The organism is Chryseobacterium sp. WG23, assembly GCF_024586575.1.
Taxonomy (GTDB): domain Bacteria; phylum Bacteroidota; class Bacteroidia; order Flavobacteriales; family Weeksellaceae; genus Chryseobacterium.
In genome coordinates this window covers 252,985-267,410 of sequence record NZ_JALCZE010000002.1, presented here as the reverse complement: position 1 = coordinate 267,410, position 14,426 = coordinate 252,985, and the positions used below count along the sequence as shown (strand labels likewise).

The 14,426-nt window shown below is 36.6% G+C and carries 16 protein-coding genes; 15 read left to right on the top strand and 1 reads right to left on the bottom strand.

What is annotated here, in order from left to right; genetic code table 11:
* Nucleotides 1–16 precede the first annotated feature (16 nt).
* The gene (gene eco, locus MP477_RS03960; protein ID WP_230036176.1) at nucleotides 17–505 is read left to right on the top strand and encodes a serine protease inhibitor ecotin; all 489 of its coding nucleotides are present in this window, start codon (nucleotides 17–19) and stop codon (nucleotides 503–505) included.
* A 120-nt stretch (nucleotides 506–625) separates the two neighbouring features.
* On the opposite strand, the gene MP477_RS03955 is transcribed toward eco, so the two are convergent.
* Nucleotides 626–1,627 (bottom strand): AraC family transcriptional regulator, encoded by a 1,002-nt coding sequence (locus MP477_RS03955; RefSeq protein WP_257189227.1) that lies wholly within the window; start codon nucleotides 1,625–1,627, stop codon nucleotides 626–628.
* Between the two features lie 758 nt (nucleotides 1,628–2,385).
* Between MP477_RS03955 and MP477_RS03950 the strand changes: the two genes are divergently transcribed.
* The 14 genes from MP477_RS03950 to MP477_RS03885 all read left to right on the top strand — a co-directional run bounded on the left by MP477_RS03950 (nucleotide 2,386) and on the right by MP477_RS03885 (nucleotide 14,423).
* Nucleotides 2,386–3,180, top strand: coding sequence for a hypothetical protein (locus tag MP477_RS03950; protein WP_257189226.1), 795 nt, complete (start codon nucleotides 2,386–2,388; stop codon nucleotides 3,178–3,180).
* Between the two features lie 389 nt (nucleotides 3,181–3,569).
* The gene (locus tag MP477_RS03945) at nucleotides 3,570–4,988 is read left to right on the top strand and encodes a TolC family protein (protein ID WP_257189225.1); all 1,419 of its coding nucleotides are present in this window, start codon (nucleotides 3,570–3,572) and stop codon (nucleotides 4,986–4,988) included.
* Between the two features lie 11 nt (nucleotides 4,989–4,999).
* Complete coding sequence (locus MP477_RS03940; RefSeq protein WP_257189447.1) at nucleotides 5,000–5,953, top strand: HlyD family secretion protein; 954 nt, start codon at nucleotides 5,000–5,002, stop codon at nucleotides 5,951–5,953.
* A gap of 71 nt (nucleotides 5,954–6,024) precedes the next feature.
* Nucleotides 6,025–7,230, top strand: a complete 1,206-nt coding sequence (locus MP477_RS03935; protein WP_257189224.1) for an ABC transporter permease — start codon at nucleotides 6,025–6,027, stop codon at nucleotides 7,228–7,230.
* 331 nt (nucleotides 7,231–7,561) lie between these two features.
* A complete protein-coding gene (locus MP477_RS03930; RefSeq protein WP_257189223.1) occupies nucleotides 7,562–8,017 on the top strand; it encodes a DinB family protein in 456 nt (151 codons plus the stop codon).
* Nucleotides 8,018–8,026: 9 nt separating this feature from the next.
* A complete protein-coding gene (locus tag MP477_RS03925) occupies nucleotides 8,027–8,497 on the top strand; it encodes a hypothetical protein (RefSeq protein ID WP_257189222.1) in 471 nt (156 codons plus the stop codon).
* Nucleotides 8,494–8,967: a hypothetical protein gene (locus MP477_RS03920; RefSeq protein WP_257189221.1), complete on the top strand. Its 474-nt coding sequence runs from the start codon at nucleotides 8,494–8,496 to the stop codon at nucleotides 8,965–8,967. Before MP477_RS03925 ends, MP477_RS03920 begins: the two co-directional genes overlap by 4 nt.
* Nucleotides 8,900–9,271, top strand: coding sequence for a VOC family protein (locus MP477_RS03915; RefSeq protein ID WP_257189220.1), 372 nt, complete (start codon nucleotides 8,900–8,902; stop codon nucleotides 9,269–9,271). Before MP477_RS03920 ends, MP477_RS03915 begins: the two co-directional genes overlap by 68 nt.
* Nucleotides 9,272–9,334: 63 nt before the next feature.
* Nucleotides 9,335–9,784 (top strand): VOC family protein, encoded by a 450-nt coding sequence (locus MP477_RS03910; protein WP_257189219.1) that lies wholly within the window; start codon nucleotides 9,335–9,337, stop codon nucleotides 9,782–9,784.
* Between the two features lie 146 nt (nucleotides 9,785–9,930).
* Entirely contained in the window at nucleotides 9,931–10,323 is a 393-nt protein-coding gene (locus MP477_RS03905; RefSeq protein WP_257189218.1) for a DUF1398 domain-containing protein, read from the top strand.
* 127 nt (nucleotides 10,324–10,450) lie between these two features.
* The gene (locus MP477_RS03900) at nucleotides 10,451–11,128 is read left to right on the top strand and encodes a DUF2490 domain-containing protein (RefSeq protein WP_257189217.1); all 678 of its coding nucleotides are present in this window, start codon (nucleotides 10,451–10,453) and stop codon (nucleotides 11,126–11,128) included.
* An 80-nt stretch (nucleotides 11,129–11,208) separates the two neighbouring features.
* The gene (locus MP477_RS03895) at nucleotides 11,209–12,213 is read left to right on the top strand and encodes a bestrophin family protein (protein WP_257189216.1); all 1,005 of its coding nucleotides are present in this window, start codon (nucleotides 11,209–11,211) and stop codon (nucleotides 12,211–12,213) included.
* A gap of 127 nt (nucleotides 12,214–12,340) precedes the next feature.
* Complete coding sequence (locus tag MP477_RS03890) at nucleotides 12,341–13,951, top strand: Na+/H+ antiporter (RefSeq protein ID WP_257189215.1); 1,611 nt, start codon at nucleotides 12,341–12,343, stop codon at nucleotides 13,949–13,951.
* Nucleotides 13,952–13,997: 46 nt separating this feature from the next.
* Entirely contained in the window at nucleotides 13,998–14,423 is a 426-nt protein-coding gene (locus MP477_RS03885; protein WP_257189214.1) for an SRPBCC domain-containing protein, read from the top strand.
* The last annotated feature ends 3 nt before the right edge of the window (nucleotides 14,424–14,426 follow it).

The window sequence follows — 14,426 nt, the reverse complement described above, 5'->3', positions numbered from 1 at the left end:
TTTAAAACCAAATAAAATGAAATTTTCAAAAACTTTAATTACAGGATTGATATTGATGGCTGGGGTAAATGCTTTCGCACAAAAGAAAGCTGAAAAGTTTGAAAAACTACAGATTGAAATGTTCCCAAAAGCTAAAGAAGGATATAAACAAGTATATATTCAGTTACCGGTAGCAAAAAATGAAAACGATTTAAAAGTTGAGGTTTTTGTAGGGGCTGAAAAAATGTTGGACTGTAATAAGTACTTCATGATGGGAGAAATGAAAAACCAGGATCTTCAGGGATGGGGATACAACTATTATGAAGTGGAATCCAAAGGAGAGACCGCAGGTACATTAATGGGTTGTCCGGGACAGAAGCTTACAAAGAAGTTTGTAACTCTTAAGCCGGAAACAATGGGCTACAACAGTAAATTACCAATTGTATTCTATGTGCCTAAAGATTTTGAAGTGCGCTACAGGGTTTTACGTCCGGATGCTGACATGAAAAAAGCAGTTCAGAAATAATCAGCTCGCTTATATAAACAAAAACTCTTCACAGCAATGTGGGGAGTTTTTTGTTGTACCTTATTCCAGGAATACTCTAACTATTTTAATCTGATTTTATAAGCTTTAATGCTTTATAATTTAGATGGATTTAGTACTGATATACTCTTGAGGGGTCATTTGGAATTTAGATTTAAAAACCCTGTTGAAAGTTGATCTGTTATAAAAACCAATAGTCAGATATACATCTTCTAATGAAAATTCTTCATTTTTATTATTAATAAGTGCTATAAAAGCATTCAGTCTGAAATCATTCAGGTAAGATTTGAAGTTATTTTTGGTGCAGCTGTTGATTGCTGAAGAAACATACTGGGTATTAGAGCTTACATCCTTAGCGAGTTGTTTCAGATTATAGTCCGGATTTCTCCAGGGCTTTTGGATTTTCATATGATCTTCAATTTTTGAAAATAAATCTTCATAAAACGGGATAGGGAAATCTGTCTCTTCCAAAGAATATTCCTGAACAAGTTTGATTTTTTCTTTCTTTTCCAGCACAGGAAAGGGATCAATTGTAATAGTATTTTCCTCTAAAAAAACTAAAACTGCTTTTAACTTTTGAATCTGTATAAGATAATAGAAGCAAACGGAAAACAAGATAAATGCGCAGGCTATTGTGTAAGTATTTGAAAAATTATAATACAAAAGATCACTTTTTTCCACGTTATGAACAAAATAATAGTTGTATAACAAGCTTAAAGGGATCGTGAGAAAGAAAAATGCTGAGATGTAAATAGATTTCCGGATGTTATAATAAAACATTAGGGCTACAGGGAACATAAAAATATAGGAAATAACGCTTGGAAAGTCTTCGTAGTACACAATACTCAAAATGATATTTAAAAGCATTAGATAGCCTACTGCGAACTTACCTACTTTTTGAAAATTATAATTTTCCGAAACCAACGTGAATACATAACAGGGAGTAACGGTTAATATTAAAACTACATCATAAAATAAGTATTGGCTGCCCACGAAATAAAGGTCAGAAAATACAATGATAATCTGTTTCAGTAAGAGTAAAAATATGAGCTTTTTGGCAAATGAATATTCTAACTCACGTAATTTGTCTTTAATGTTTTCCATAATACAATATCATTACAAGTAGAAATCACTTTTTATAAACTCATATGTGATTATGGAGGATATTATCGTATATGAAAATATAAAATTTAAATTTAATTCATTCATTTTCAGTGTTTTATTATTTTTTTTGTTATGGATTTATCTTTTTTTGTTTTGCTGATTATTTTAGATACGGTACCACTAAGTTTGTCATGTAAAATTATAAAAAAACATGATAGTTGAATGACTTATTTGTATGGAGAATGAATTTTTTACACTTTTTCACACATTTTATTCAATATAACCTATCTAATAATACAAATTACATAGAAAGTGATTTTTTGATGTAAATGATTCGTTTTTGATGAATGAAATATTAGGTGAAAAAGATTGGAAAGCAGAAAGCAAGTCATAATTATTATCTGGATTATAACAGTCATGAATTTTTTTTATTTGATTTGATGCTTTGTAGGGTGAGTGATTATTCAAAATTATTTTGTAGCAATTTTCTCACTCTTTTTAAATCATAATCTTCTAAAAGAAATTTTTATATCAATAATGGATACAGATAAAAGGTGTATTCATTATGTACAGAAAAAGAGGGGTGATTAAAAATTTAAAAATAATGATTCTAAAAACACACACCGATGAGCCCCTCTTATTTTTATTATAATTCAGGATAAAGAGATATTATTTATTACAATTATTAGAACAAACACATAACGAAAAAAGGAATTTTAAAACACAATTATCAAATGAAAGGGAGAAAAATATTAGCAATGTGCGCAATTTGCTGTCTAAGCCTAGTTAATGGCCAAGTGGGAATAAATACCAGTACACCGGATCTTTCTGCAATATTGCATCTGGAATCACCCAATAAAGGATTTTTACCTACCAGGCTTACACTTATATCGTCTACAGACGGGACAACCATTCCTAATCCGGCAACAGGCCTGGTAGTCTACCATAAAGGAAGTGCTTCTATGGGAGCTGGAATTTATGTTAATATTGGTACGCCCACCGCACCAAAATGGACAAAATCAGCAGGGGGACAGGAAAATTCAGAAACTCATGGAAGCACTGTGTATAAGGCTAAGTATCGGGGTAGGAATGCTGCCAATTCAGCTGGTGTTTACTCGAAACCGGATCTCATTATTCCTGAATTAAATTTAATGGTTCGTTTTGCAATTGTAGGAGGATCTACCACATCAGGAAGTAATGCCCTGACTGGGAATAACAGACTTCAGGTAAGGCTAATTAATCAGCCTTCGACGGATGTAACGATTACCAGCTACTCACATTGGCATGGACAGGTTACCCACAATAGCAGGGGAGTGAACTTATCATTTACTTCTGCTAATTTTGATCAGTGGCAGAATACAGATACCGAAGCCTGGAACAACCAGTGGGGGTACTATTACCTGCTTTATTCAAGTGAAGTAAGAGCGGTAAAAAGCCCTAAAGATTTTGCCATGAACTTATATGGAATTTGTGGCTATGGAAATTCTATTGCAGCAGGTCCTCAAAGGGATGGGAGTGATGAAATGTACTCACTGGCTGCTGAGGTATTCTAACATCAAACAGAAAATGGGGTAGTAGACTAGTTTGTTTACTTTTTTTATAATCAAGGAAGGAAATGCTTCGATATTTTATCGGAGCATTTCTGTTGTAAGAGAGGGCCTGCTTTTATTGATCATTATTTAAATATAAATTAAATTAGAAATTTATTAAACCTGATTTGTATTAGATTAAGATGCTCTTCTCTTCCCATAAACAACAGAACTAATATTTTTTTACCCCTTAAATAGAATTCAAATTAAAACTAAACGATTTGGAGAGGGCTTTGATAAATAAATGATTGTGGTTAAACTTGTTTTAAACTTAGCCCATATTCACTGTTTTCTTTAACTTATTTGTGAGATTTTTAACATATTTTGCATTATATTTGTTATAAACATAAACCATGAAAAACAATTTATTGATTTTTACGTTTGGTTTTTTTGCTTTTCCTGCTTTTGGCTGGGCACAGTCTGCGCCGGATTTTAAAGAACTTTTAGACAGTGCAATGGTTCGGGACTCGAACCTGAAAATGCAGGTTACCCAAAATAAACTTACCGATCTTGACGAGCATAAGCTGAAAGATATCTTTCTTCCTACTCTGGAACTAAGTGGAAAGATGGGGTATCTAAACGGAACAGCAAGACTGACGTCGCCGGAAATTAACCTGGCTCCCTTTATCAGTATTCCGGAAGGAACTTTCAACAATAATTTTAATGTATCCGGGTTCTCGGGAGTAGCCAAAGCTGAAGCTAAAATGCTGCTGTATTCCGGGGGGAAGGTAAAATACCTTAAGAAAGCCGTAGAAGAAAAGAAAAAGTCTGAAGATATTCTTCTGGAGAAAACAAGAGATGAAGTGGCAGCCAGTATTTCGAGAGCGTATGACCAACTGGCATTGATCCATCAGTCTAAAAAAGTATTGGATGAAAGCAAAAAAAGACTCGATATTAATAAAAAAACAGCAGATAAAGCTTTAGGATATGGGCTGATCACTCCTTATGATCATAAGAAAATAGAACTTGCCCAGGCAACTCTGAATGCAAAAATGGTAGAATATGAAGGGAAAAAAGAATTGCTTCTTACCCAGCTTTATATTTTCACAGGAATCAATAGAGAAAGGCTAAGAATGATAGAGCCTGTCCTGACTCCGGTAGATTTACTTTCTCCGGAAAAAGGAATAGAGCAGAGGGCGGAGGTCCGTGCTTTGGAACATGGGATTACTGCTGCAGATTATAAGATAAAATCTGAAAGAACATGGATGATTCCTAAAGTACAGCTCATGGCTTCTGCTTATTATATCGGACTGTATGGAAACCGGATTAAGTCTTCTGAAAATGTAGTGCCTGCTGTTCCGGTATTAGGATATGAAGGAAGAAAGCTGGACTGGAATCCTAACAATATCAATGTATTTCCTTTAATTACAGCCGGAGTAGGCTTTAAATGGGAGATTTTTGACGGAAAAGAAGGGAAACATGCTGAAGAAACTGCTAAAGTGGGGAAAGAAGTGCTGCAGAATCAAAAAGAAGATGCTTTAAAAAAATTAACACTGAATCTTGCCAACAATCAAACCAACTATGATATTGCTACCGCACAAATCACTTTGAAAGCAAAGGAAAAAGAATTGGCAAAAAATGCTTTAGTACAGGCTGAAAAGGAATTCCGTTATGGTATGAGCAAATCTTCACAGCTTATTGAAGCTGAAAATGATCTGGAATCCGTGGAACTGGAATACCAGAATGCAATTTTCAACCAGAGAAGAGCGGGGATAGAACTGATGAGGTCTACCCAGGAGCTGGATATCACCAAATTTTATTTAATCCCTTAAAAATTAAAATGATGCATAAAAATATAGCTGTACTCTTTGCTGCCCTGTTTCTGTTCGGAAGCTGTAGTAAAAATGAAAAAATAAAAGAACCGGAAGGAAAGACTAAAAAAGATGTGATTTCTTTTGCCCCAAAAGTGACCGGAAGAATTGTGAAAATATATGTTTCCGAAGGACAGACTGTAAAAAAGGGAGATACCCTTGCGCAGCTTGATGTTCCGGAAGTTTCCGCAAAAATAGCTCAGGCTCAGGGTGCGGTAAGCGCTGCAACAGCCCAGGAACAGATGGCTAAAAACGGAGCCACAGCAGATCAGCTGAGACAGCTTCAGGCAAAATATAAGGGTCTTAAAGAGCAGTATGATTTTGCACAAAAGTCCTACCGCAGAGCCAACAATATGTTCCGTGACAGCCTGATGTCTCCACAGGCTCATGATGAGGTATATGCAAAACTTCAGGGAGCAAAAGCCCAATATGATGCCGTAGTGGCAGAGCTGGACGATGTGACAAGAGGAACCCGTGTTGAAAAAGTGGAAATGGCCGCAGGGCAGGCATCCCAGGCTAAAGGAGCATTGCAGGAAGCTAATGTTGCCTATTCAGAAAGGTATATCATTGCCACCAATAATATGGAGATTGAAACCATAAGCCTGAATACCGGAGAATTGGCGACAGCCGGTTTTGCACTATTCAACGGATATATTCCGGAAAGTACTTTCTTCAGGTTTACGATCCCGGAAAGCGCCATTTCAAAATATAAAAAAGGACAGGATGTCAGTATGCAGGTCGTTTATAACAAAGAAAACCTGCAGGGAAATATTGTATACATCAAACAGCTGACAAAATATGCGGATATCACCACAGCTTATCCTGACTACCAGCTGCAGGATGCCATTTATGAGATCAAAGTAAAGCCTAAAGATATGAATAAGGCTAAAAATATCCTGGTTAATGCTAATGTTATCCTTAAATAAATAATATGAAACGGAGCACGATGGATAACTTTCTTAGAACGTTACCATCTGGTCATTTAAAATATAAATAAATGAAAGAATTTTTCCGTCTTTTAAAACGTGAGTTCAAGCTTTTTATCGGCAATTCTACCTTAAGGACAGTGTTCTTTTTGGCACCGGTCTTTTATGCAACCTTGCTGGGGTTTGTCTACAAAAGCGGAAAAGTTGAAAATACCCCCGTCCTTGTGGTTGACAGGGATAATACTCCTTTATCTAACCAATTGACGGAAATGCTGGATGATAACAAAAGCATTAAAATTATCAAATACCTTCAGGAACCGCTGAGTATTAAAGATGAAGTGATCAGGCATGAGGCCGCGGCAGTAGTCATTATTCCCTCCAGGTTTGAAGGGGATATGCTTCAGAAAAAATATCCTGAACTGAATGTGTATATCAATACCGGAAATGTTCTTACAGCAAACTTTGCCTCCAAAGCCCTTCAGCTTACTATAGGAACTTTTTCGGCGGGAGCTTCCATTAAAGCATTACAGAAAGCCGGAATGCCGGCAGCAAAGGCAGCTACACAATATGAGCCTTTCAAAGCAAATTATATCACGCTGTTCAATACTACAGGAAACTATCTTATCTTTATGTGGCCGGCAATGCTGGCTGTCGTACTGCAACAGGTCATACTGCTGGCAATGGCGGTAAGCTTTGCTGCAGAATTTGAAAGAGGGTCTTTTGTAAAAGAATATCTTAAAATGAAAAAATGGGCATTCCCAACAATGCTTATTAAAGTGATTCCAATATGGATATTTTCCATTCTTATTGTGGGAATCTACTACTTTATGCACATGGTTTTTAGAGTTCCGATGCCGGAAGGAATACTCAATTTTATCCTTCTTACTGCGGTATTTGTAGGATCTGCATCATTTTTGGGAGTGTTTATCAGTATATTGATTCCGGATGCCTTAAAAGCGACTCAAATCCTGATGGTTATCGCTTCACCTGCATTCATTATCAGTGGATTTACATGGCCGTTAAGTGCAATGCCTGCCTTTGTACAGTTTATAGCTAATATTATCCCACTGACACCTTTTTTACAGGCATTTAAAATCTTATTGATTCAAAAAGGATCAGTAGAGCTTACTTTTCCTTATCTGGAACATTTGAGCATTCTTGTAGTAGTATATGCCGTTATAGGCTGGATAGCTTTAAAGATTAAACTTTGGCTTATCTTTAAAAAGGTGCCTCAGGAAACAGGAGTGGAGACTGCTTCTCATGAGGATGCGGACTAGTGTTTTTTAGTTGAATTTTGTTGCTAGTTGCTAGTTGCTAGTTGCTAGTTGCTAGTTGCTAGTTGCTAGTTGCTAGTTGCTGGTTTGCAGTGATTGATGTCAATAAAAAACAGTGGCTATCATCTCAACTGTCTTATCCTGACCTTTGTGGTCTTCACTACTCGGGTCTGATCTCACTCCTTGTTAATGATCGGTACTAGGCTTAGCGGCTATTGATGGCGTCAGTTTTCCACCCATGACATCATTTTATCATTTACAATTCATTTTTTTATTAACTATAAAATCAAAAAGAAAAAACTGATATATTTGTCTTTATTTAATTAGAGAAAATATGGAAAACGTGTTTGACGCAAAAGATGCTCAGAACTATATTGATAGAATACATAAGCTTGTTGAAGATACCCACGGGTTATGGGGGAAGATGACGGTTGATCAGATGCTGGCCCACTGTAGTGTAACTTATGAAATGGTATATGAGCCTGAAAAACATAAAAAGCCGGGAGCTATTGCGAAATTTATTCTGAAGACTTTTTTAAAGCCTAAGATCGTTGGAGAAAAAGCGTATCCCAGAGATTCCCCAACAGCTCCTCAGTTTTTGATTACAGGAAGAAAAAACTTTGAAGAAGAGAAAACCAGATTAATAGGTTTTATCCAAAAAACACAACAGTTGGGAGCTGCTGCTTTTGACGGTAAGGAATCTTTTTCTTTTGGAAAACTAAATGCTCAGGAGTGGAATAATATGTTTGCAAAACATCTGAATCACCACTTATCACAGTTTGGTGTTTAAAAATAATCTATGAAAAAACTTTTATTAGTCTTCATTCTTGCTGCCAATTTTGTGTTGGGGCAAATGCCTGATATTTCGAATGTGTGGTTAAATAACAGTAAACCTTATGCTGGAGTGATAGGAAGCAAAGCAAAGGAGCTGAAACTGAAAATTACTATTTCTGAACAGAATAAAAAGAATGATCAGGAATATTTTGTATCCGGGTATTCTCTGGTAGATGCTAACTATGCAAAATTTGAAGGGAAAATTACCATCTCAAAATATAAAGATGCCAAGAAAAAAGGAACGGTATTCGGAGAATATGAGTGGGCAGAAGAAAATAAAGGAAAACATTCGGGGGTGTTTAAAGGTAAATTCATTTATACTTTCAGATGGAATAAGAAAACAGAACAGGTAGAAGGGCAGTATATTGAATTTGTTGGTGATTGGAAAAGCTATGACGGTAGTCTGGATTTTAAAACCAATCTGAAAAATAAATGAGTATCCTGAGACAGATATTGGCTGTTGTGGTAGGGCTTATTGTGGGTTCTATCGGTATTACGATTGTTGAGAATATAGGCCATCAGCTATATCCACCTCCTGCAGGAACGGATCCTGATAATAGGGAAGCTCTAAAAGAATATGTAGGAAAAGCACCGTTCATGGCATTGTTCTATATCATTATTGCATATGCCTTAGCGGCATTTGTTTCCGGGTTTACAGCCACAAAAATTTCTAACAGCGGAAAACATACTGCAGCGGTAATCTGTGGAAGCATTTTTTTACTGATCACCATTTATATGATGGTATCTTTACCTACTCCAATCTGGTTCTGGATTTTAGGAATACTGGTCTGGACACTTGTATTGGCAGGAAGTCAATTTGCTTTAAAAACAAAAAAATATGAAACTAGGAGCGTTTTCAATCAGCTTAAGTGTAAAAGACCTTCAGAAGTCCAAAGATTTCTATGAAAAACTGGGTTTTACCTCAATGGCAGGAGATACAGAACAGAATTACCTGATCATGAAAAATGGATCTACCCTGATAGGCCTTTTTCAGGCAATGTTTGATGGTAATATGCTTACTTTTAATCCGGGATGGGACCAGAATGCCCAGAATCTCGACTCTTTTGACGATGTAAGAACCATACAGAAACACTTAAAAGAAAGTGGAATAGAGATTGAAAGGCCAGCGGATGAAACTACTTCAGGGCCGGAGCATATCTATCTTAAAGATCCGGATGGAAATATGATCCTGATAGATCAGCACAGGTAGTTTCTACTCCTGAAAATACAAAAATCTAAATCAAAACTAATTAAAACTTAACTTTTAAACATCATGGCAACAGTAAACGTTTATTTAACATTTAATGGAAACTGCAGAGAAGCATTTGATTTCTATAAATCGGTTTTCGGAGGAGAATACCCTTATATCGGGACTTTTGGAGAAATGCCTCCAATGGAAGGCAAAGAAACCTCTGAAGAAGATAAAAATAAAATCATGCATGTGGCGCTTCCTATCTCTAAAGAAACAGTACTGATGGGAAGCGATACCGGTGGAGAATGGGCTTCAAACTTTAAAGAAGGAAATAATTTTTCCATTTCTATCAATGCAGAATCCAAAGAAGAAGCCGATAAGTTATTCAATGGGCTTTCTGCAGGCGGACAGGTAACAATGCCAATGGCAGATACTTTCTGGGGAGCTTATTTCGGAATGTTTACGGATCAGTTCGGAATCAACTGGATGGTAAACTATGATGATCCTGCTAAAATGCAGCAGCATCCATAAAAATTATATTCTGTATTCTGAATAGAGTTACAATATACCGGCAGTCATACTGCCGGTTTTTTATTGAATAATAATTGGCATTCCAAAAATTTCTAAATTTGAACAGACAGACACTTTTTATCTGTTCATTTAAAAATGGTAAATAGATGAAATTCATACTTGAAGATATTAAAATAGAGCACCAAAAGGTAAAGAGCGGAGCAGATTTCCCTTCCTATATCCAGGCCATAAAAAAATTAGGTGTTTCCCACTATATCGCTTACGTAGCTGATGGGAATACTGAATATTTTGATACAGATCACCAGTCGGTACAAACCGGAAGCAAATATCATAATATCACCGCTTCAGAAAATATAAACCTTGAAAATTTTAAACTGAGATTAAAACTTCATCAGAAGGGAGGAACTGATTATATGACATTTTGTAATGACTGTGCGGATAATGGAGTGGAAGGCTGGAAAATGGACCTGAACACCATGACCTGTACTTATTTCAGTAAAAATAATGATGAAGTTCTGATAGAACAGATCCCGGGATAAACTTACAGCATATATGAAAGTGTCAGATTTAAAGGGATTTAATCTAAAGTGTATGTAAATATTGTTTGTTATTATTGATTTAAATTATTAGTTTTGTTAAAACGATAGATAATAGTAATTGATAAATATGAGAAAGGTTTTTACGAAGTTGGCATTCACTATATTAGGATTGGGCTCGGTATTTACATGGGCACAGAAAAGTGACCTTGGAGCGTGGTATATGTATTTTGGAAATAATAAGATCAGCAAAAAGCTGAATTTCCATAATGAGATCCAGTACAGAAACTTTGATGGAGTCGGAAATCTGGAACAGCTTTTAATCCGTACGGGAATTGGATATGACCTTACTGAGAATAACAATAATGTTTTGTTGGGATATGGTTTTATTTTAAGCCAGCCTTATGTAAACGGAGAGAAAAAAGAAAATATAGAACACAGGATTTTCCAGCAGTTTATTACAAAACAGAAGTTTGGACGTTTCAATCTTCAGCACCGTTACCGTTTGGAAGAACGTTTTCTGGAAGAAGACTTTAGAATGAGATTCCGTTATATGCTGGGAGTAACGATACCGATTACCCAAAAAGAAATGCTGCCGAAAACCCTTTATGCTTCTGTATATAATGAAATATTCCTCCACTTCAATAATCCTGTGTTCGATAGAAACAGGGTTTACGGAGCCTTAGGATATGTCATCAATAAGAATATGAGAATAGAAGCGGGCTATATGAACCAGATCCAGGAAAACAGAAACCGTGGACAGATTCAGATCGGTTTTTATAATAATATCCCGTTTACGAAAAATTAGTAATGACCCGATGATGCTGAATGCCTGATGAAAAAAAGTCATTATTGTAAGTAGATTAATTAACACAAAAAAAAGCATATATGCATTCAGGAAAAAGATTTGGAACCCTTGAGTTCATTATTTGGACAAGGCGCAGTATTTACGTTTTAACCCTATTATCAGCCATTCCCACCTTATTGTATTTTTTGGGATGGAAATTTCTGTATGTTCCATGGCAACCTATTGCAATCATGGGAACGGCAGTTGCTTTTATTGTAGGATTTAAAAATAATGCGAGTTATAGCAGGCTTTGGGAAGCGAGGCAGATTTATGGAGCTATCATTAATGACAGCCGTAGTTTTGGATATATTCTAAGAGATGCGCTCTCTTCAAAAAATCCCCATCAAGTAAAAGAGATGTTTCTTCGTCATTATGCCTGGCTTACGGCTTTAAGATTTCAGCTTCGTGAACCGAGAGCCTGGGAAAATATGAACACCGTACAGTTTGATGAATATTCAAGGAAATATGATGTTCCTGAGAAACTTTCCAAACTGGAGGATGAGCTGAAAAACTATCTTTCGGAAACGGAACTTCAATATATTGTAAGCAAAAAAAACAGAGCCACACAATTGATGGCCAGCCAAAGCAAAGAACTCTCCGAAGCTTATGAAAAAGGAGAAATTAACGACTTTCAGTGGACGCAGATCAACCAACAGTTGGTAAAGTTTACAGATAGCCAGGGGAAAGCAGAAAGAATTAAAAATTTTCCTTATCCACGGAATTTTTCATCCATTACCACTTATCTCTTGCTGTTATTCATTGTTTTCGTTCCCTTTGGATTACTGAAAGAGTTTGATAAATTAGGAGAAGGAACAACGCTGGAAGGATGGACAGTATGGTTTAATATTCCATTCTCATTATTGGTGACATGGTGTTTCCATACTTTAGACAGTGTAGGGGAAGCTTCTGTAAATCCTTTTGAAGGAAGCCCTAATGATGTACCCATTACGCAGATCAGCCGTACCATTGAAATTGATATGAGAGATATGCTGGATGAATCTGACCTTCCGCCGGCAATTCTCCCGAAAAATAATATTGTACTCTAGGATATCCGGATTAAACGATGGGTAAAAGGTTGAAAGTTTCTCTTCTTTTCGGAGGTTGAAGATCTGTGAGATGGATAGAAACTTTTTATTGAGTTAACAAAATAACACTTAAAAAAACTAAATCAAAATGATTCACAGTTATGTTATTATATCTATTGCAGTACTGCTCTCTGTAATGATATTAGTAATGATTGGGCAGAAGCTGAAAGTGGCTTATCCTATTTTCCTTGTGATTGCAGGGCTGTTAATAAGCCTTGTTCCGGGAATGCCGCGTATCGAGATAGAACCCGATCTTGTTTTTCTTATATTTCTGCCTCCTATCTTATTTGAAGCTGCATGGTTTACCTCGTGGCAGGATTTTCATAAATGGAGAAAGCAGATCTTTTCTATGGCTTTCGGGCTTGTATTTTTAACATCCATAGTGGTGGCTTATCTTTCATCCTCTATTATTCCGGGGCTTACAGTGGCTATGGGATTCCTGTTGGGAGGAGTAAACTCACCACCTGATGCAGTAGCCGCTACTTCTGTATTGAAGCATATGAAAATCCCGAAAAAGATAACCAGCATCCTGGAAGGGGAGAGTCTTATTAATGATGCCTCCAGTTTAATTGTATTTAAGTTTGCCTTAGCGGCAGTTATTTCAGGGCAGTTTATCTGGAGAGATGCCGTGCAGGATTTCTTTACCATGGCCATCGGTGGGATCGCTATGGGAGTGGCTATAGGTTTTCTGTTTGGAGCCTTACTGAGAATGATACCTACCAATTCTAATATAGATACCGTTATTACACTTATTGTTCCTTACATCATGTATGTAGGAGCAGAGCATTTCCATTTTTCAGGAGTCCTTTCGGTAGTTGCCGGAGGATTGCTAATGTCTTATAATTCGCATTGCTACCTGAGTCATACTTCACGAATCCAGTCCGGAAATGTCTGGAGTGTGCTGATATTTTTAATGAATACGATCATCTTTATCCTGATCGGCCTTGAGCTGCCTATTGTTGTGGAAGGGTTGACAGATTATACATTCTCAGAAGGAATTTTCTATAGTGTGGTCATTGGAGGAGCGATTATCGGAACAAGAATACTGTACAGTTACGCTTTGATGTATTTTCCAAGGCTTTGTTCAAAAGAATTGAGATTAAAAGCCCCAAAACCGGACTGGCGGGAACCTTTTATCATCAGTTTTGCCGCCATGAGAGGAGTGGTTTCATTAGCTGCAGCACTTTCTATTCCTGCCTTTCTTCCCAATGGAGAGGCATTCCCGCACCGGAATATTATTTTATTCGTAACTTTCGTTATTATATTGATCACATTGGTGGGACAGGGATTATTATTATCGCCCATTCTGAAATTGTTAAATATAAAAGATGCAGGAAGTGAACTGCCTGAAGAAAAACAGGAAGTGATTTTGATGCGTAAACTAAAGGAAACCGCGCTGCATACCTTAGATAATGATTTTTCTGATCTGGCGGAGAGAAACAGCTTGGTAAGACACCAAAAACATAAACTTGAAAATGAAATGATGCTGATGGCCGATAAAGCTCAGTGTATGGCTTCTACAGGTGATTATGTGACGGCAATCAACGAAAATAAAGATGTGTTGCGCCAGGTGATCCAGGCTCAGAGAAATGAGCTTCACAGAATGAAGAAGGAAAAAATATTTGATGACCATGTGATGAGGGCTATTGAAATGCAGCTGGATTTTGATGAAGCAAAAATTACAGGGTTTGCACACTGATCATTGTACACCTTCTGACATTAATCTTAACCTCAGTTAATTTAATATGAATACACCCATCGTTGTCCAATATAAGATAAATGCTCCGGCGGAAAAGGTCTGGAAGGCCTTGACGGATAAACACGAAATGAAATCCTGGTATTTCAATATTCCGGATTTTGAACCGGAAGTAGGAAAGATATTTAATTTTTATGAACCCGGAGATGCTAAAAAATATCACCATCAATGTGAGATCTTAGAGATTGTTCCTTCTCAAATATTGAAATATAGCTGGGCTTATCCCGATTTTTTACCACTGAAAACCGTGGTAACATGGGAAGTGTTTTCCGAACACAACGCAACAGTGGTTACATTGGTTCATGAGGGTATTGAGAGTTTCGATAATTTGGGTGAAGGTTTTTCAAGAAAAAGCTTTACGGAAGGCTGGAATATGATTATTGGAGAAAGTTTAAAAGGATATTTAGAAAATTAAAGC